The 20869-nt window shown below is 73.4% G+C and carries 5 protein-coding genes; all 5 read left to right on the top strand.

Features of this window, described 5'->3' with window-relative positions:
- The first annotated feature begins 4 nt into the window (after positions 1 to 4).
- From H4281_RS46675 to H4281_RS35110, 5 genes are read left to right on the top strand one after another with little or no spacing between them, the layout of a single operon-like run.
- The gene (locus H4281_RS46675) at positions 5 to 4576 is read left to right on the top strand and encodes a type I polyketide synthase (RefSeq protein ID WP_182895159.1); all 4572 of its coding nucleotides are present in this window, start codon (positions 5 to 7) and stop codon (positions 4574 to 4576) included.
- On the top strand, positions 4573 to 12573 hold the full coding sequence (locus tag H4281_RS35095; protein WP_182895160.1) for a non-ribosomal peptide synthetase: 8001 nt from the start codon (positions 4573 to 4575) through the stop codon (positions 12571 to 12573). Before H4281_RS46675 ends, H4281_RS35095 begins: the two co-directional genes overlap by 4 nt.
- Positions 12570 to 14123, top strand: a complete 1554-nt coding sequence (locus H4281_RS35100) for a formyltransferase family protein (RefSeq protein WP_182895161.1) — start codon at positions 12570 to 12572, stop codon at positions 14121 to 14123. The genes H4281_RS35095 and H4281_RS35100 overlap by 4 nt, the downstream gene beginning before the upstream one ends.
- A 26-nt stretch (positions 14124 to 14149) precedes the next feature.
- Entirely contained in the window at positions 14150 to 14386 is a 237-nt protein-coding gene (locus tag H4281_RS35105) for an MbtH family protein (protein WP_182895162.1), read from the top strand.
- Positions 14387 to 14399: 13 nt separating this feature from the next.
- Entirely contained in the window at positions 14400 to 20696 is a 6297-nt protein-coding gene (locus H4281_RS35110) for a non-ribosomal peptide synthetase (protein WP_182895163.1), read from the top strand.
- Positions 20697 to 20869: the final 173 nt, after the last annotated feature.

The raw sequence follows: 20869 nt of genomic DNA on the forward strand, positions 1-20869 counted from the left end.
GTTTGTGAGTGATCCGGTAGACGCGATCGCGGTCGTCGGCATGAGCTGCCGGTTCCCGGGCGCGGACGATCCCGAGCGGTTCTGGGCCAATCTGGCCGCGGGCGTGGAGTCGATCTCCACGTTCGACCGGGACGAACTGCGGGCCGCCGGGGCCGATCCGGCGGTGCTGGACCACCCCGGGTTCGTGCCGAGGGGCGGCGTGCTCAGCGACATCGACCGGTTCGACGCCGCCTACTTCGGGTACAGCCCGCGCGAGGCGGAGCTGATCGACCCGCAGCAGCGGCTGTTCCTCGAATGCGCGGCGGGCGCGCTCGACGATTCCGGCTACGACCCGGCGCGGTTCGGCGGCGTGGCCGGGATTTACGCGGGCGTCGGGCTGAGCTCGTACATGTGGAACAACATCTACCCGAGCGAAAGCGAACTGGCCGACGTCAGCCAGATGCAGATGATCCTGTCGGTGGACAAGGACTACCTGGCCACGCGCGCGGCGTACAAGCTCGACCTGCGCGGGCCCGCGGTCACCGTGCAGAGCGCCTGCTCCACCTCGATGGTGGCCATCCACCTCGCCTGCCAGGGGCTGCTCACCGGCGAATGCGACCTCGCGCTGGCCGGCGGGGCCTCGCTGATCCTGCCGGAGGTCCGCGGGTACGTGTACGAGGAGGGCGGCGTGCTCTCCCCGGACGGGCACTGCCGCTCGTTCGACGCCGCCGCCAAGGGCACCGTGCCCGGCAGCGGGGTCGGCGTGGTCGTGTTGCGGCGCTTGGAAGACGCGCTCGCCGACGGCGACACGATCCACGCGATCGTCCGCGGTTCGGCGATGAACAACGACGGTTCCGCGAAGGTCGGCTACACCGCGCCGGGCACGCGCGGGCAGACCCAGGTGATCACCGACGCGGTCAGCGCCGCGGGCGTGGAGGCGGACACCATCGGCTACGTCGAGACGCACGGCGCGGCCACCCCGCTCGGCGACCCGATCGAGATGACCGCGCTCGCCGACGCCTTCCGCGCGCTCGGCGCCAGCGGCGGGCACCGGTGCGCGATCGGCTCGCTGAAGTCGAACATCGGGCACCTCGACTCGGCGGCCGGGGTGGCCGGGTTCATCAAATCGGTGCTGATGGTCAAGCACGGCAAGGTCCCGCCGAGCCTGCACTTCCGCGAGCCGAACCCGAACATCGACTTCGCCTCGACTCCGTTCTACGTCAACCGCGAACTCTCCGACTGGCCGGTGACCGGGACGCCGCGCCGGGCGGGGATGAGCTCGTTCGGCATCGGCGGGACCAACGCGCACATCGTCGTCGAAGAGCCACCGCCGCCGCGGCGGCGCGAGCAGACCGCGAAACCGCGGCCGGTGCTGCTCTCCGCCCGCACTCCCGCCGCGCTGGAGCGGGCCACCGACCGGCTGGCCGAGCACCTGCGCGCGCATCCGGAGCTGTCGCTGGCCGACGTGGCGGGCACGCTCGCCGCCGGCCGCCGGGTGCACGCCCACCGCCGCGCCGTCGTGGCGGCCGACACCGCGGGCGCGGCGAAGGCGCTGGAAAGCCGGTCGCCGGAGGTGTTCACCTCGGCCGGGCCCGCCGGGACCCGCTCGGTGGTGTTCCTGTTCTCCGGCGTCGGCGACCAGTACCCGAACCTGTGCTCCGGGCTGTACCGCGACGAGCCGGTGTTCCGCGCCGAACTCGACCGGTGCGCCGAATTGTTCGCCCCGCACCTGGGTTTCGACCTTCGGGAGCGGTTGTTCGCCGCTCCGGCCGAACCGCCGCGCGAACTGCCCGCCGACCCGCTCGCCCGGATGCTGCGGGAACGGGAGGCGGGGCCGCTCGACGAGACGATCGTCGCGCAACCGCTGCTGTTCTCCGTCCAGTACGCGATGGCGCGGCTGTGGATGCACTACGGCGTGCGCCCGGACGCGCTGCTCGGCTACAGCGTCGGCGAGTACGTCGCAGCCGCGGTCGCCGGGGTGTTCTCGCTGGCGGACGCGGCCTGGCTGGTGGCGCGTCGCGCCCGGCACATCGGCGGTCTGCCCGGCGGTGCGCTGCTCGCGGTGATGAACTCGGCCGAACAGGTCGAGCCGCTGCTGGAGGGCCAGCTGTCACTGTCCGCTGTGGACGCTCCTTCGCTGTGCGTGGTCGGCGGTCCGGCCGAGGAGGTCGACGCGCTCGCCGAACGCCTTCTCGCCGACGGGATCGCCAGCCGCCGCGTGCCCGCCGAGCACGCGTTCCACACGGCGATGATGCGCCCGCTGGAGGAAAGCCTGCGCGCCGACTTCGCCGGGGTGGAGCTCAAGACGCCGGAGATCCCGTACCTGTCCAATGTCACCGGCCAGTGGGTCGCCCCGGCCGAGGCGGCCGATCCCGCGCACTGGGCCCGGCACAGCGTGGCCACCGTCCGGTTTTCCGACCAGATCGCCGCGATGTGGCAGCTGACCGCGCCGGTGGTGGTCGAACTGGGACCGGGCCGCGCATTGGGGAGCCTGCTGGTGCAGCACCCCGACCGCGCCGACGACGGTCTCGTGCTGGCGTCCTCGCCCGCCGCGCACGATCGCGCGGACGACCGGACGGTGCTGCTCGAAGCGCTGTCCCGGGCGTGGCTCGCCGGGGTCGAGGTGGACTGGGCCAAGCTGCACGCGAACGGCGAGTGGGGGCGGGCGAGCCTGCCCGGCTACCCCTTCGAACGCGCCGGCTACTGGCTTTCCGCGCGTACGCCCGGCAAATCCGGTGCGGCCGCGCCGGGCACCGGACGGCAGGCCGATCCGGCGGACTGGTTCCACCTGCCGGACTTCTCGCGCAGCCTGCCGCCGCGGGCCGAGCCGGACGCGGCGGCAGGCGAGACCTGGCTGGTCGCCGGGGACGCCGCGTCGATCGCGGAAGAGGTCGCCGCCCGCTCGGCCGCGAGGGTGATCCGGGTGAGCTGGGCCGAGGAGTTCGCCGACTGCGGCGACGACCGCTACACCCTCGATCCCGGCGATCTGACGGGCTGGCTGACCCTGCTCCGCGGGCTGAAGGGCGCGGCGCCCGGGCGCGTGGTGTTCGGCGCGGACGGCCCGCAGTGGGACTTCACCGCTTTCCACGGCCTGGTGCTGCTGATGCGGGCGTGGACCGAATGCGGACTGGTCGACGACGTCGAGATCGGCGTGCTGTCGGTGTCCGGCCTGGTCGTGGCGGGCGAGACCGAGGTGCGGCCGGAACGCGGCATGACGGCGGCGCTGTGCCGGGTGATCGGCCAGGAACTGCCGCAGGCCCGCTGCCGATTCGTCGACACCGCCCCGCCCGCCTCGGCGCGGCAGCGCGCCCGGCTGCTGACCCACCTGCACGCGGAAATCGTGGCGGGCACGGACGATTGCGTCGCCTACCGGGGCGACACCCGCTGGGTGCGCGGCTTCGTGCCCGCCCGGCTGGAGGCCACTGGAGCCACGCGGCTGCGCGAGGGCGGCTGCTACCTGGTTTCCGGCGGGCTGGGCCGGATCGGCGCGGTGATCGGCGATCTGCTGGCGGCCCGCCGGGCCCGGATCGGGGTGATCCGGCGCTCGGCGGTTCCCGCCCGCGACCACTGGGATTCCTATGTGGCCACGGCGGATCCGGACGATTCCGTCGCCGCGGAGATCGCCGCGATCCGGCGGCTGGAGGCGGCGGGCGCCACGGTGGCCACCGCGTCGGCCGACGTCGCCGACGACGAGGGTTTCGCGGCCGCGGTGGCGAAGCTGGAGCAGGAACTCGGCCCGTTCGACGGCGTGTTCCACGTGGCCGGGGTGGTGACCGCGGACGGCGTGGTGCCGCTCGCGCAGGCGACACCGGAGAGCGCGGAACCGCACCTGGCCGCGAAAGCGCGGGGGGTGCGGGTGCTCGCCGGAGTGTTTTCCGGACGGGAGCTGGACTTCGTGCTGCTGTGCTCGTCGATCGCGTCGGTGCTCGGCGGGATCGGGTTCTCCGCCTACGCCGCGGCGAATCTGTACCTCGAGCTGTTCGCGGCCGCGCGGTCCGCCGACGGCGGCACCCCGTGGACGGCGCTGGCCTGGGAGGGCTGGACCGTCGAAGGGGACGACGCGGCCGCGGCGACCCTGCGCGAGTACCTGATCGACGAGGCCGACGCGACCGCCGTGCTCGACCGGGTGCTCGCCGGGAGCCTGCCCGCCCAGCTGGTGAACTCGACCGGCGACCTGCGGTCCCGGTTCGACCAGTGGTCGGGCGACGAGGCCGGATCCGCGCCCCGCCGCGGCGGCGGGCACGCGCGCCCGGACCTGCAAACCTCATACGCCGCACCGGTGACCGACACCGAGAAGCTGATCGCCGAGGTGTGGGCGGGCCTGCTCGGCATCGACCGGGTCGGCCTGCACGACAACTTCTTCGAGCTCGGCGGCCATTCGCTGCTCGGCACCCGGGTGATTTCGCGCCTGCTCAAGGAACTGCGGGTCCAGGTGCCGCTGCACACCCTGCTGACCAGCCCGACGGTGGCCGAGCTCGCCGCCGCGGTGGCCGAGCTCCAGGACGCCCCGGCGGCGCCGTCGATCACCCGCGTCGACCGCGGCGGCTACCGCCGGAGCGGCGAGGCGGCCGAGCCGACAGGAGCGACGACCCGATGAACAGCGACACCCCGGAGATCCACCGGTTCCCGGCGTCCTTCGCCCAGCGCCGGCTGTGGCTGGTCCAGCAGGTCGATCCGGGCAACCCGTTCTACCTGATCCCGATGGGGATGCGGCTGCGCGGCGAACTCGACGGGCCCGCGCTCGAGCGGGCGCTCGCCGCCGTGGTCGACCGGCACGAGGCGCTGCGCACCGGGTTCGCCGTCGAGGACGGCGAGCCGGTGCAGGTGGTGCACGGCCGGGTGGACGTGCCGCTGCCGGTGGCCGATCTCAGCGCGCACGCCGATCCGGCGGCAGAGCTCGCCCGCCTGGAGACCGAACTCGGCTCGCGCCCGTTCGACCTGGCCGCGCCGCCGCTGCTGCGCGCGCTGCTGGTGCGGCTCGGCGAGGCCGACCACCAGCTGCTGATCACCGTCCACCACATCGTGTGCGACGCCTGGTCGCAGGACATCTTCTTCCGCGAACTGGGCGAGTGCTACGCCGCCTTCGCCCGGAACGAGACGCCCGAGCTGCCCGAACTCGCCGTGCAGTACCCGGATTTCGCGGTCTGGCAACGGGAGCTGGCCGGCACCCCGGAGTTCGCCCGGCAACTGGACCACTGGCGGGAGCACCTGCGCGACGCGCCCCGGCTCTCGGCGCTGCCCCTGGACCGGCCGCGCCAGGCGAAACGCGACCATCGCGGCGCCTGGCACGATTTCGTGGTCCCCGCCGCCGTGCTCGACGACCTGCGCGCGCTGGCGAGAGCGCACAACTGCACGCTGTTCATGGTGGTGTTCGCGGCTTTCTCGGTGCTGCTGTCGCGTTCGGCCGGGCAGGACGACCTGGTGATCGGCTCGCCCATCACCGGCCGGGGCCGCCCGGAGCTGGAGGACCTCGTCGGGTTCTTCGTGAACACGCTGCCGCTGCGGGCCGATCTGTCCGGCGACCCGGCGTTCGCCGACCTGCTCGCCCGGGTGCGCCGGACTTGCCTGGACGGGGTGGCCAACCAGGACGTGCCGTTCGAGAAGCTGGTCGAGGAGCTGGCCCCGGACCGCGATCCCAGCCACGACCCGCTGTTCCAGAACATCCTGGTGTTCCAGGGACCGGCGAGCGCCGAGGTCGGCGTCGGCGATCTTTCCCTGGAATACCAGGGCAAGAACAACAACACGGCGAAATTCGACCTTTCGCTGTACGCGGGCGAGGCCGGGGACGGCCTGCGGTGTTCCTTCGAGTACGCCACCGCGTTGTTCGACCCCGAGACCATCGAACGCCTCGGCCGCCGGTTCGCCACGCTGCTGGCCGGGATCGCCGCGAACCCCGGTGCCCGGCTGTCCGCCCTGCCGCTGCTGGACAGCGGTGAACGCGACCGGCTGCTGGCGTGGGGGCAGAACGGCTGGCCCGAAGTGCCGGTGCCGGAAGCCACCCTGCCGGAACTGGTGATCCGGGCCGCGGAATCGGCACCGGACGCCACGGCGGTCTGGCACGCGGACCGCGTCCTCACCTACCGCGAACTGGAACGGGAGTCCGGGCGGCTGGCCCGGCGCCTGCGGGCGGCCGGGGCCGGACCGGGCACGCGAGTCGGCGTGTGCCTGCCGCGCACCCCGGACCTGGTGGTCGCGCTGCTCGCGGTGCTGCGCGCCGGGGCGGCGTATGTGCCGCTGGACCCGGAGTACCCGGCCGGGCGGCGACGGCTGATGCTCGCCGACGCGGCCGCGCCCGCGCTGGTGACCGACGAGCCCGGCGGTTTCGACGGCTATCCGGGGAAGGTGCTCGCGGTCGGCGGCTCCGGCGACGAGGCGCCGCTGCCCGAACCGCCGCCCTCCGGGCAGAGCGCCGCCTACGTCATCTACACCAGCGGTTCGACCGGAAGTCCGAAAGGGACAGTCATCTCGCACGATGCCGTGCGGCACCTGCTGTCCTGGGGCCGCGACCTGCTCGACGACGACGAACTGGCGGGCGCGGTCGCGACCTCCTCGGTCTGCTTCGACGCCTCCGTGCTCGACCTGTGGGTGCCGCTCGCGTTCGGCGGCCGGGTGGTGCTCGTCGACAACGCGCTGCACATCGGCGCCTTGCCCGGGGAAGCGGCCGCGATGGCGCGGTACTTCTTCGCGGTGCCCTCGGTGGTCGGCGAACTGCTGCGCGCCGGGCATCTGCCCGACGGCCTGCGCACCTGCATCGCGGGGGGAGAGGAACTGCCCGCGGCGACCGCGCGCGCGATGTTCGACGCCGGGGCCGCCCGGGTCGTCAACGTCTACGGCCCCACCGAAACCACGGTCGTCGCCACCAGCCTGGAACTGACCGCGACCGAGCAGCCGGACGTGCACCTCGGCGCCCCGCTCGGCCACGCCAGGGTCTGCGTGCTCGACGACGCGGGCGGGCTCGCGCCGACCGGGGTGTTCGGCGAGCTGTGCATCGCCGGTCCCGGCGTCGGTCTCGGCTACCTCGGCAATCCGGCGCTCACGGCGGCGCGGTTCGTGCCCGACCCGTGGCGCGCGGGGGCCCGGATGTACCGCACCGGCGACGTGGTGCGCTGGCGGTCCGACGGCGGGCTGGAGTTCCGCGGCCGCGCCGACCACCAGGTGAAGATCCGCGGATTCCGGATCGAGCTGGGCGAGGTGGAGGCCGCGCTGGCCGCGTTCCCCGGCGTCGCCGAGTCCGCGGCGAAGGTCGTGACCACCGACGCGGGGGAGCGGTTGCTCGCCGGGTACCTCGTCGGGGAAGCGGAAACCGATGCGGTGAAAGCGTTCCTGCGCGAGCGCCTGCCCGCCTACCTGGTGCCCGGCGCGCTGATCCGGCTGGGCGAGCTGCCCCGCACGGTGAGCGGGAAACCCGATCGCTCGCGCCTGCCCGATCCTCGGCCCGCCGCCCGCGAGACCCCGCGCGTCGCCCCGCGCAACCGGATGGAACGGCTCGTCCTCGGCGTCTGGCAGGACGTGCTGTCCCGCCGCGACGTCGGGCCGCAGGACAACTTCTTCGACCTCGGCGGCCATTCGCTGCTGCTGATCCGCATGCACACCGCGCTGACCGAGGCGTTGCCGGTGACCGTGCCCTTCGCCGAGCTGTTCCGCCACACCACCGTCAGCACGCTCGCGGCCTATCTCCGCGAACTCGCCGAACCGGCCACGCCGAAAGCCGTCCCGAAGGAGGAAAAACCGGTGCGCAGCAGCGAGAAACCCAGCGACACCGACATCGCGGTGGTCGGCATGGCCTGCCGCTATCCCGGCGCGAGCAGCCCGGAGGAGTACTGGCGGGTGCTGCTGGAAGGCCTCGAAACGATCAGCACCGCCACCCCGGACGAGATCCGCGCGGCCGGGTTCGGCGACGACGCGTTCGCCGAGGACTTCGTGCCCCGCGGCGGCGCACTCGCCGGCATCGAGTACTTCGACGCGGGCTATTTCGGCTACAGCCCCAGCGAAGCGGCGCTGATCGACCCGCAGCAGCGGCTGTTCCTGGAATGCTCGGCCGAGGCGCTGCAGCGCGCCGGGCACGACCCGGAGCAGTTCGACGGCGGCATCGGCGTCTACGCCGGGGTCGGGCACAGCGACTACATGTGGAACAACACCTTCGTCAACCAGGAGACGGTGCCCAACTCCAACGGCGCGCACCTGCTGATCTCCTGGGACAAGGACCATATGGCCACCCGGGTGTCCTACAAGCTGAACCTGCGCGGCCCGGCGATGACCGTGCAGACCGCGTGTTCCACCTCGCTGGTGGCCACCCACGTCGCGGCCCGCGCGCTGCTGTCCGGCGAATGCGACATGGCGCTGGCCGGCGGCGCGTCGATCCTCATCCCGAACGTCGGCTACAAATGGGTCGAAGGCGGGATCTTCAGCCCGGACGGGCATTGCCGCCCGTTCGACGCCGCGTCGCAGGGCACGCTTCCGGGCAGCGGGGTCGGCGTGGTCGTGCTGCGCAGGCTGGCCGACGCGCTCGCCGACGGCGACCCGGTGCACGCGGTGATCCGCGGTTCGGCGATCAACAACGACGGTTCGGCGAAGGTCGGCTACACCGCGCCGGGCGTCGCCGGGCAGGTCGAGGTGATCCGCAAGGCGCTGGCCGCCGCGGACGTCGAACCGGGCAGCATCGGGCTGATCGAGGCGCACGGCACCGGCACCGTGCTCGGCGACCCGATCGAGGTGACCGCGCTGACCCAGGCGTTCACCGGACCGGGTCCGCTGCCGCCCGCGTCGTGCGCGCTCGGGTCGGCCAAGTCCAACTTCGGCCACCTCGGGACCGCCGCCGGGGTCGCCGGGCTGATGAAGGCGGCGCTCGCGGTGGAGCACGGAGTCGTGCCGCCGTCGCTGCACTTCGAACGCCCGAACCCGAACACCGATCTCGAGGGCAGCCCGTTCTTCGTCAGCAGCGAACCGGCCGCGTTCCCCGGCGAGGGCCCGCGCCGCGCGGGCGTCACCGCGCTGGGCATCGGCGGCACCAACGCGCACGTCGTGCTGGAGCAGCCCCCGGCGAGGCAGCCGTCGACCCCGGGCCGGGGCTGGCAGGTCCTCCCGCTCTCTGCCCGCAGCCGCGGCGCACTGGAGACGGCGGCCAAGGAACTGGCCGACCACCTCGCCGGCACGCCGGACATCGACCTCGCCGACGTGGCCTACACGCTGCAACTCGGCCGGACCGCGCTGGACCAGCGTCGGGTGGTGCTGGCCAGGACGACCGCCGAGGCCGCCGGCCTGGCGCGCGACGGCGGCGAGGAATTCGTGCGGGTGCGCGAAAGCGGCGACGCGCAGAGCTCCTGGACGCTGGTGCTCCCCGGCGGTTTCCCGGTCGTGCCGGGCAGGGCGGCGAAGCTGTACTGGCGGCTGCCGGTGATCCGGTCCGCAGTGGACGAATGCAGCGAACTGCTCGCTCCGGGCCTCGGCGCCGATCTGCGCGAAGCGGTTTTCCTCGCGTCCGCGGACGAACCGGTGGATCCGCGCTTCGAGCACCCCGCGCGGTTCGTGACGCTTTACGCACTGGCCCGCGGTCTCGTGGAGCTAGGCCTGCGGCCGGACGAGATCGCCGCGTCCGGGGCGGGCGAGCTGGTGGCCGCGTGCCTGACCGGAGTGCTGGACCTGCCACAGGCGGTCGCCGTGCTGCTGGGCCAAGGCGCGCCGGAGGTCGGTGCCGCGCCGGAGACGCCGTGGAGCTCGGTGGCGTGCGACGGATTCGTCACCGAGGACGAACTGGCCGATCCGGAGTTCTGGACCAGCGGCATCTGGGCCGGCGGCGACTTCGGCGAGGTGCTCGAACCGCTGCTGGACGACCCCGCGCAGGTGCTGGTGGTGGCGGGAGCCACCGCCTGGGCGCCGGGCTGGGAACAGCCGGCCGGAGAGCTGGTCGAGGTGCTGCCGCAGGATTCGGCCGACGCCGAGTACGACTTCGCCGCGGCACTGGGCAGGTTGTGGCTTTCCGGCGCGACAGTGCGCTGGAAGTCGTTGTTCGAAGGACAGCGGCGGAAGCGGCTGCTGCTGCCGGCCTATCCGTTCGAGCGGAGCCGGTACTGGCTGGAACCGCCCGCGGACGCGAAGCCGTCGGCGATCGCGGTCCCGGCCGGGGAACGGGCCGCCGATCCGGCGGACTGGTTCTACGCGCCCTCGTGGAAACGCGCCGCCCGCCCGGTCGCGGCCGGCGCCGGAGGCACCTGGCTGGTCGCCGGGACGGACACGATCGCCGGGGAGGTCGCCGAACTCGGCGCCGGCCGGGTCATCCCGGTCCACTGGGGACGGTCGTTCGCCGACCTCGGCGAGGACGGCTACCTCGTGGACCCGGAATCGCCGGCGGACTGGGAAAGCCTCGTCCAGGCACTGCGGGACGCGGGCGAAACGCCGGACCGCATCGTGCACGGCGCCGGGGCACTGGACGAGGACGCCGCTCCCGGCGGCTACGACTCCTTCCTCGCCGTGCTGTTCCACGCCAGGGCGCTCGCGAAGGCCGGAATCGCCGCGAACCTTTCCGTGCTCGCCGTTTCCGGGCTCGCCATCGCCGACGAACCGCGCGTGGCGCCCGAACGGGGCATGATCTCCGGACTGTTGCGCGTGGTCGCGCAGGAAGCGCCGGGCCTGCGCTGCCGGTTCGTCGATGCCGCCCCGGCAGGGACCGGCAAACGGCGTTCGCGGCTGCTGGGCAGGCTTTCCGCGGAAGTGCTCGCGGGCGAGGAGCCGTGCGTCGCCTACCGCGGCGAGCACCGCTGGGTGCCCGGATACGCGGCGATTCCCCTGCCGGAAGCCGGGTCCTCGATGCTGCGGCCCGACGGCTGCTACCTGATCGTCGGCGGGCTCGGCCGGATGGGCTCCGAAATCGCGCGGGAGCTCGCCGGGGCGCGGATCGGCCTGATCCGGCGTTCGGCCCCGACCGCCGACGAGACCCGCGCGATCCGGGAGCTGGAGTCCGCCGGTTCGGAGGTGGCCGCGATCGCCGCGGACGTCGCCGACGAGGCCGCGTTCGGCGAAGCGGTCGCCCGGCTGGAGGAGCGGCTCGGCCGGTTCGACGGCGTTTTCCACGCCGCCGGGGTGGTTTCCGGCGACCGGCTGGTCCCGGTGGCGGGCGCGACCGCCGAATCGGTCCGCGCCGATCTCGCCGCCAAGGCGGACGGCGCCGCGGTGCTGGCCAGGGTGTTCGCCGGGCGGGAACTGGACTTCGTGTTCCTGTGCTCGTCGATCTCCTCGGTGCTCGGCGGTGCGGGTTTCGGCGCCTACGCGGCCGCGGCGGTGTACGCCGAGCTGTTCGCCGCGCAGCAGTCGATCGCGGGAGAGACGCCGTGGCTCGCGGTCGCCTGGGACAGCTGGCGCGCCGGCGGGAAGCTCGGCCTGGACGGCGGGGAGGCGCGGGAGGTGCTGCGCCGGGTGCTCGCCGCCGATCCGCTGCCGCAGCTGGTCGTGTCCACCGGGAACCTGCCCGCGCGGATCGCCGAGGCCGCGGGCGGTCCGGAAACCGGTGCGGCGGAACGGGAAACCGGCGAGACCGTCTATCCCCGGCCGGACCTCGCGACCGAGTACCTCGCCCCGCGCGACGAAACCGAACGCCGGATCGCCGGGCTCTGGCAGGGCCTGCTCGGCATCGACCGGGTCGGCGTCCGGGACAATTTCTTCGAACTGGGCGGGCATTCCCTGCTGGCGGTCCGGCTGGTGAGCGCGCTGCAGGCGGAGTTCGGCGACACCACGGTCTCGCTGGCCACCGTGCTCAAGGCGACCACGGTGGAACTGCTCGCCGGAGCGGTCGCGGGCGCCTCGCCCGGCGGGGACGCCTCGTGCGTCGTCCCGGTGCACACCACCGCGGGCGCCCCGAAGCTGTTCCTGGTGCACCCGCTCGGCGGCACGGTCCTCTGCTACCACGCGCTGGCCGCCCAGCTGGCCCCCGGCTGGTCGCTGTACGGGCTGCAGTCGCCGTCGGTGTCCGGCGGGGACGGCCCGGCCACCGTGCCCGAACTGGCCGCCCGGTACGTCTCGGATCTGCGCGCCGAACAGCCCGAAGGCCCGTACCACCTCGGCGGCTGGTCGCTCGGCGGCGCCATCGCCTACGAGATGGCCCGGCAGCTCGCCGCGGCCGGGCAGCGGGTCGCCGAAGTGGTGATCATGGACGTCGAACCGCCGGATCCGGACCAGCCGGTGCGCACCACCGAGGCCGAGATCGTGCTCGCGCTGCTCGACGCCCGCGACCTCGCCGCGTCCGACCTGCCCGAGCCGGGCGCCGGCCCGGTGGCCGAGCGGATGCGCGCCTACGCGGACTGGGCCGGCGAACGCGGGCTCGTGAAGCCCGGTCCGGACACCGACCGGCTGGTGCGGTTGTTCGTGGCCGCGCACCGCAATCTGACCGCCTGGCAGTCGTACCGGCCCGAGCCCTACTCCGGGCGCGTGGTCTTCCTCCAGGCCGAGGAAAGCGGCGCGGACGGCACGGACTGCTACGGCTGGCGGTCCTACGCGAGCACCATCGAACGGCACCAGGTGCCCGGCGGCCACGAGACGATGCTGCGCGAACCGCACGTCGCCACCGTCGCCAAGGTGCTGTCGGGATCGCTGGTCGAACCGTGACGGCATACGACTGCCAGCTGATCGGCTGGGGCGCGCTGCTGGTGGAGAGCGCGGAACTGCTCGCCGCCCGCGGGCACCGGGTGACCGGCGTGGTCACCCGGTATCCGCCCGCGCTCGACTGGGCTCGGGAGCACGGCGTGCCGGCCGCTGCCCGGCTCGGCGACCTGCCCGGCCGGCCGGACTACCTGTTCAGCATCACCAACGACGTGCTGCTGCGGGCCGAGGACCTGGCGCGGCCCCGGCGGATGGCGATCAACCTGCACAGTTCGCTGCTGCCCCGGTACGCGGGCGTGCACCAGACGACGTGGGCGCTGCTGCACGGCGCGACCGAGCACGGCGTGACCTGGCACGAGATGGTCGCCGAGATCGACGCGGGCCGGGTGCTCAAGCAGTCCAGGTTCCCGGTCGGGCCCGGCGACACCACGCTCGCGCTGGACGTGCGCTGTCACGAGCACGGGCTGCGTTCGCTGAAGGAACTGCTGGACGACCTGGAGGCGGACGCGCTCGTCCCGGTCGCGCAGAATCCGGGCGAACGCACGTACTTCCCGGCCCGGCGGCTGTTCCCGGACGGCGGCCTGGTCACCGGCCGGCAGACGGCGGCGGAACTGGACCGCTGGCGCCGGGCAGGCGAGTTCGGCCGGTTCGACAACCGGTTCGGCCGCCCCCGGATCGTCGCCGGCGGCGAGGCTTTCCTCGTGACCGGCCTGCGCCCGCGGCCTGGCCCGGTCGAGGCCGAGCCGGGCACGGTGCTGACCGGCCCGCAGGTGCGCGTGAGCACCGTGGACGGTTCCGTCGAGCTGACCGCCCTGTCCACAGTGGATGGCGAGCCGGTTTCCCCGGACGCGGTCCTGGCCGCGGGCGACCGCCTCGGTGCGCCGGAGTTCACCGGCTGGTTCGGGAAATGGGCGCACCGCGAAGGCTTCTGGCTCGAGCGGCTCGCCGCCTGCGCCGCCGCCCCGGACCCGCTGGTTCGTCCATTGTGGACTCCTTCGCCGGTGACCCGCGGAACCACGCTGGTCCCGCGCGCGCTGGTGGACCGGCTGCGCGACCCGGCGGCCGAACTGCTGACCGCGTGGCTGGTCTGCCTCGGCTCCCGGTACGGCACCGTCCGCTACAGCGACGACGACCGGCGGGCGTCGGTGGCCGGGCTGGAAGCGCTGGTCGCGAGGGACGTGCCGCTCCCGGTCGAACTGCCGCCGGAACTCGGCTTCGCAGGCGCGACCGCCGCGGTTTCGCGAGAGCTGGCCGGGCTGCGCGGCAGCTACCTGCGCGACCTTCCCGCGCGCTATCCCTTGCACGGCCTGGCGAACCGTCCGATGCCGGTCGCTCTCGCCGTGACCGAAACCGGGGCCCGGCTCGATCCGGCGCCCGGCACGGCCGCGGTGCTGGCGATCGACACGGCGACCCCGGCGTTCCACTGCGCGGCGACCGGGCATCTGGGCCCGCCGCGCGAGACGGTCCGGGAGTTCGCCGGGCTGGCGAAATCAGTGCTGACCCTGATCGAGGCGGTCGTGGAACGACCCGCCGTCCCGCTCGCCGCCGTGCGGTGAGCGGTTTACCCCGAGGAGAGATGGACATGGCTTTCGAGGACGACGATTCCGCTGCTGTTTACACGGTGGTGGTGAATGGCGAGGAGCAGTATTCGATCTGGCCGCGTGAGCGTGCTCTTCCCGCAGGTTGGCGGGACGCGGGTTTCCACGGCCCGAAGGCGGAGTGCCTCGCGCATGTCGAGAGCGTCTGGACCGACATGCGTCCGTTGAGCGTCCGGCGCCAGATGGACGGCGCGGCCTGGCTGACCGGTCTTCCCGAGTGAGGAGTGCCTTGCGATGAACCTGTCCTTCGGCCAGGAGCGCCTGTGGTTCACCCACCAGCTCGACGCCACCGGGCACGCGCAGAACGTGCCGGTGGCGGTGCGGGTCCGCGGCGAACTGGACGTCGCGGCGCTGGCCGCGGCGTGGGCCGAGGTGGTGGCCAGGCACGAGGTGCTGCGCACGGTCGTGCACGCGGAGCACGGCGATCCTCGTCCGGTCCTGCTGGACACGGCCGAGGTCGCCGCTGTCCGGATCGGCGATCCGGCGCGGGCGGAGGAGGAACTGCGCGCCGAGGCGGAGCACCGCTTCGACCTGGCGGCGGGACCGCTGGTGCGGGTGACCGTCTGGCGGCTGGGGGAGCGGGACCACCTGATCGGCGTCGTCCTGCACCACCTGGTGTGCGACGCGCACTCGCTGTCTTTGCTCTTCGACGACTGGGCCCGTGCCTACCGCGGCGAGGAACTGCCGCCGTCCGACACCGGGTACGCGGATTTCGCGGCCAGGCAACGAAAAGACGACGCGTTCGCGGAACAGCTGGAGTACTGGGCGGCGAACCTCGCGGACTCGCCGGCGGACACCGGGCTCCGGCCGGACCGGCGGCGCACCGGAGCGCCGTCCTTCCGCGGCGCGCAACACCGCTTCACCGTGCCCGGCAAGGCGGCCGGGCGGGTGAAGGACCTCGCGCGCGCCCACCGGTGCACCCCGTTCATCGTGCTGCTGGCCGCTTTCCAAGCGACGCTGGGCGCGCGTACCGGCGCCGACGACGTAGTCGCGGGCACCCCGATGGCGGCTCGCTCCGATCCGGATTTCGAGCGGGTCGCGGGCTATTTCCTGAACACCCTGCCGATCCGGGTTTCGCTGGCGGGCGATCCGGATTTCGCCACCCTGCTCGGCCGTGTCCGCGAAGCCTGTTTCGGCGCTTACCGCCACCAGGACGTGCCGTTCGAGAAGCTGGTCGACCGGCTCCGGCCGGATCGCGCGCTCGGCGCGAACCCGTTCTTCCGCGCCATGCTCGTGGTCCGGGGCGAAGACGCCGAGCTGGCGCTGCCCGGAGCCGAGACCGAGGTTTCGTTCGTCCCGAACGGCACCGCCAAACTCGACCTGACCCTCTATCTGTCCGAAAAGGACGGTGAACTCGCCGGAGAGCTCGAATACGACACCGATCTCTACGACGAGGCGACCGTGCGCGCCTTCGCGGCGCACTTCGGCAGGCTGCTCGACACGGTGACGGCGCACCCGGACGGCAGGCTCTCGGCAGTACCGGTGCTCGACGCCGCCGAAGCCCGGCAGGTGCTCGATTGGGGCACGGGTGAGCGGACCGATCCGGGTGCTGCCACGCTCGTCGAACGGTTCGCCGAAGCGGTGCGCCGCCAGCCCGACGCGATCGCGGTGGTCTCCGGCGAAAAACGGCTCACCTACGCCGAACTGGACCGGCGCGCGGACCGGGTGGCGAGCGTGCTGTCCGCCCGCGCGAGCGGCTCGGTGGTGGCCGTCGCGCTGCCGCGGTCGCCGGAGCTGATGGCCTCGCTCTGGGGCGTGCTGAAGGCGGGCCTCGCGTACCTGCCGGTGGATCCCGAACTCCCGGCCGAGCGGATCGCCGCCATGCTCGCCGACGCCGGGGCGGAGACCGGCCTGACCCTCGCGAAGCTCCGCGACGGCTTGCCCGGCGACGGCTGGCTCGCGGCCGACGACCTGCCCGAGGACGCGGCCGCCGCGGGCGGACGCCGGGACCGCGCGCTGTACGTCATGTTCACCTCCGGCTCGACGGGACGGCCGAAGGGCGTGGTCGTCGAGGAGCCCGGGGTGGTCAACCGCCTCGACTGGATGCAGCGCGCGTTCGAGCTGACCGCGGGCGACGTCGTGCTGCAGAAGACGCCGATCGGCTTCGACGTTTCGGTGTGGGAGCTGTTCTGGCCGCTGATCACCGGCGCCCGGCTGGTGCTGGCCGAACCCGGCGGGCACCGCGATCCCCGGTACCTCGCCGGGCTCATCCGGGCCGAAGGCGTTTCGGTGCTGCACTTCGTGCCGTCGATGCTGAGCGCGTTCGCCGAGGAACCGTCGGCCGCGGGCTGCACGAGCGTGCGCGACATCGTGTGCAGCGGCGAGGTCCTGCCGGGTGCGCTGCGGGACCGGGTGGCCGAGGTGCTGCCGGATGCCCGCCTGCACAACCTGTACGGGCCCACCGAAGCGTCGGTCGACGTCACCTGGTGGCCGTGCGACCGCGAGCGCGAACCCGACGTGCCGATCGGCTTCGCCGCGCCCAACACCCTGCTCTACGTCACCGACGCCGGGGGACGCCTGCTCCCGCCGGGCGTCGACGGCGAACTGTGGATCGGCGGGGTGCAGGTCGCCCGCGGCTACGCCGGACGGCCGGACCTGACCGCCGAGCGGTTCGCGCCGGACCCCTTCGGCCCGCCCGGAAGCCGGATGTACCGCACCGGCGACCGGTGCCGCTGGCGCGCGGACGGCAGCCTCGCCTACACCGGCCGCGGCGACCGGCAGGTGAAGATCCGCGGCCTGCGCGTCGAGCCCGGCGAGATCGAGGCGGTGCTGCGGGCCCATCCGTCGGTGCGCCAGGCCGTGGTGCTCGCCCGCGACGACGGGCAGGGTTCCCTGCGCCTGGACGCCTACGTGGTGCCCTCGGCCCCGGCCGGACTGCGCGAGTTCGCGCGTTCACGGCTGCCGGAGCAACTGGTGCCCGCGACCTGGACGCCGGTGGAAACCGTGCCGGTCACGGCGAACGGCAAGCTCGACGTCTCGGCGCTGCCCGGCCCGCGGCCGCCGGAGCCGGCTGCCGCGACCGGCGCGGCGACCCCGCTGCAGGAGACCCTGTGCGGCATTTTCGCCGGCGTGCTCGGGGTGCCCGAGGTGGGCGTGCACGACGACTTCTTCGCCCTCGGCGGGCATTCGCTGCTGGCCACCAAGCTGGTCAGCCGGATCCGTCCGGTGCTCGGCGCGGACGTGCCGATCCGGGCGCTGTTCGAAGCCCCGACGGTCGCCGCGCTCGCCCCGCGCATCGCCGAGCACCGCACGGAAGAGACCGGGCTGACCGCCCGGCCGCGACCGGGCCGCGTGCCGCTTTCCTCGGCGCAGCGCCGATTGTGGTTCCTGCACCACGCGTCCGGACCGAGCGCCGCCTACCACATGCCGCTCGCTTTCCGGCTCCGCGGCGAACTGGACACCGGCGCGCTGGAACAGGCATTGGCCGACCTCGCCGAACGGCACGAAAGCCTGCGCACGGTCTTCCCGGACACCGACGGGGAACCGGAACAACTCGTGCTCCCCGGCGCCCGGCCCCGGCTGCGCACGGCCGAGGTCGGCCCCGCCGACCTGACCGCGGCACTGGAAACCGCCGCCCGCGAGGGTTTCGACCTGGCGACCGAACCGCCACTGCGCGCCTACCTGTTCACCACCGCCCCCGGCGAGCACGCGTTGTTGCTGTCGCTGCACCACATCGCCGGAGACGGCTGGTCGCTCGCGCCGCTGAGCCGCGACCTGGCCACCGCCTACCGCGCGCGGCTCGACGGCCGGGCATCGGACTGGGAACCGCTCCCGGTGCAGTACGCCGACTACACGCTCTGGCAGACCGAACGGCTCGAGCGCGACGCGTCAGCCGAGGCGGAGATCGCGTACTGGCGCGAACGGCTGGCGGGCGCTCCCGAGCAGCTGACCCTGCCGATGGCCCGGCCGCGACCGGAACGGGCGAGCCAGCGCGGGCAGACCGTCGAATTCGCTTGGGACGCCGAACTGCACGCCGCGCTGGCGCGGGTGGCGCGGCAGCACCGGTGCACCATGTTCATGGTCCTGCACGCCGGGCTCGCCGCCCTGCTCACCCGGCTCGGCGCGGGAACCGACGTGCCGCTGGGCAGCCCGATCGCCGGCCGGACCGACGAGGTGCTCGACGAGCTGATCGGCTTCTTCGTCAACACCCTGGTCCTGCGCACCGACACCGCGGGCGACCCGACCTTCGCCGAACTGCTGGACCGGGTCCGCGAAACCGACCTCGCCGCTTACGAGCACCAGCGGGTGCCGTTCGAGCGGCTGGTCGAGGAGCTGAACCCGGTGCGCTCGACCGGGCACCACCCGCTGTTCCAGATCATGTTCGTGCTGCAGAACGCGGGCAGCCCGGAGCTTTCCCTGTCCGATGCGGACAGCGAGCCGATCGCCGTGGCCACCGGGACCTCCCGGTTCGACCTGGTGGTGAGCCTGACCGAACGGCCGGGCGAGGGCGGGATCGAGGGCGACATCGAGTTCAGCACGGACCTGTTCGACGACGAGGACATCGACCTGCTGATCCGGCGCTGGCGACGGCTGCTGAGCGCGCTGGCCGCCGACCCGGCGCAACGCATCGGCGCCCCGGACGTGCTGTCCGAGGAAGAACGACACCGGCTGCTCGTCGAATTCAACGACGTGGGCCGGGAAGCGACCACGGCGAGCGTCGCCGAGCTGTTCGAGGAACGGGCCGCCGCGTCTCCCGAGGCCACGGCGCTGATCCAAGACGACGCCTCGATGACCTTCGCCGGGCTCGAACGGACCGCGAACCGGTTCGCCCGCCACCTGATCGGGCAAGGGGTCGGCACCGAAGAGGTGGTGGCACTGCTGCTGCCGCGGTCCTTCGCACTGGTCGCCGGAATCCTGGGGGTGCTCAAAGCGGGCGCGGTCTACCTGCCCATCGACCCGGAATACCCGGCCGACCGCGTCCGCTACATGATCGCCGACAGCAAGCCCCGGCTGGTGCTGACCGCGCCCGGGCTGGAACACCTGGTGCCGGAAGGCGCTCCGCGGCTGGTGGTGACCGGAACGGAAACGCTCGACGCGCTGTCCGCAGCGGACACCGCGCCGACCGACGCGGACCGCGTGCGCCCGGCGCTGCCGGGCAACCCGGCTTACGTCATCTACACGTCGGGTTCCACCGGCAGGCCCAAGGGCGTGGTGATGCCGACCTCGGGCATCGTCAACGTGCTGGACTGGCACCGCGCGACCCTGCGCGGCGGCCCCGGCTGGCGGACCGCGCAGTTCACCGCGATCAGCTTCGACTTCTCGGTCCAGGAAACCCTGGTCACCCTGCTGATGGGCAAGGCGCTGGCGATTCCGGGGGAGCGGGTGCGCCGGGACCCGGACGAACTGGTCCGCTGGATCGACCGGCACCGGGTGAACGAGCTTTTCGCGCCGCGGCTGGCGATCGAGGCGATGATCGAGGCCGCGACCGCGCAGGGCAGCGGACTGGACTCGCTGACCGACGTGCTCCAGGGCGGCGAGGCGTTCATGGTCACCGACGCGATCCGCGAGTTCTTCCTCGCCCGCCCCGACCGCCGCGCGTACAACTTCTACGGCCCCACCGAAACGCACGCCGCGACCGCGCACCTGCTGGACCCCGCGCCCGGCAGCTGGCCGCACCGCGTGCCGATCGGCCGGGGACTGGGCAACATGCGCATGTACGTGCTCGACACCGGGCTCCAGCTGACCCCGCCCGGCGTGCCCGGCGAGCTGTTCATCGCCGGACCGCAGGTCGCGCGCGGCTACTTCGGCAGGCCGGCGCTGACCGGCGACCGGTTCGTGCCCGACCCGTTCGGCCCGCCCGGCTCCCGGATGTACCGCAGCGGCGACCTCGTGCGCTGGAGCGCGGACGGGTTCCTCGAATACCTCGACCGCATCGACGACCAGGTCAAGATCCGCGGCTTCCGGGTGGAGCTCGGCGAAATCCAGGCCGCGCTGACCTCGCACCCCGACGTCGGCGAAGCGGCGGTCACCGTGCACACCGACGAAGGCGGCACCAGGCTGGCGGGATTCGTGGTGCCCCGCAACGGAACCGCCGACCTGCCCGCGGTCCGCGCTTTCCTCGGCGAGCGCCTGCCGGAGTACATGGTGCCCGCGGTGCTGACCGAGGTGCCGTCCCTGCCGCGCACGCCGAGCGGAAAACTCGACCGCCGCGCACTGCCCGTGCCCGACCGCGCCCGCCCCGGCGGCGACAGCGGATACGTCGCGCCGGCCGACCGGCTGGAGCGGACGGTGAGCGAGGTGTGGGGCGACCTGCTCGGCATCGAACGCGTCGGCGTGCGCGACAACTTCTTCGACCTGGGCGGGCATTCGGTGGTGCTGCTGAAACTGCAGAGCCGCCTGAGCGCGGCCACCGGCGTCCGGCTCGGGGTGGTGGACCTGTTCCGGCACACGACGGTCGCCGCGCAGGCGCGGGCCATCGCTGCCGCCGGGCAGGAGGCCGAGCCCGCCGACTCCGGGCGGACGGCGGCGGATCTGGGCGCTCGGGCAGCGGCAGGGCGCGCCCGGCTGGCGCGGCGCCGGAGCCGGGCATGAGGACGGGCGGCGAGTCCTTGGCCGTCGGAGGGCGTTCGGTGGTGCCGGCGAAGGACTCCGGGCCGAGGAGCACGGCTGCCGAACCGAGTGCCCGCGCGACGGCGAACCCGGGCAGGCACGGCGATTTCCCCGGCCTCGGCGGGTATCCGGCTGTGCTGCTGAAGAACTGTCTC

It is taken from the genome of Amycolatopsis dendrobii (assembly GCF_014145675.1).
Taxonomy (GTDB): Bacteria; Actinomycetota; Actinomycetes; order Mycobacteriales; family Pseudonocardiaceae; genus Amycolatopsis; species Amycolatopsis dendrobii.

Excerpts from the sequence above, each read along its gene's own strand:
- H4281_RS35105 (WP_182895162.1), top strand. The coding sequence starts at position 14,150 with ATGGCTTTCGAGGACGACGATTCCGCTGCTGTTTACACGGTGGTGGTG.
- H4281_RS35095 (WP_182895160.1), top strand. The coding sequence starts at position 4,573 with ATGAACAGCGACACCCCGGAGATCCACCGGTTCCCGGCGTCCTTCGCC.
- H4281_RS35110 (WP_182895163.1), top strand. The coding sequence starts at position 14,400 with ATGAACCTGTCCTTCGGCCAGGAGCGCCTGTGGTTCACCCACCAGCTC.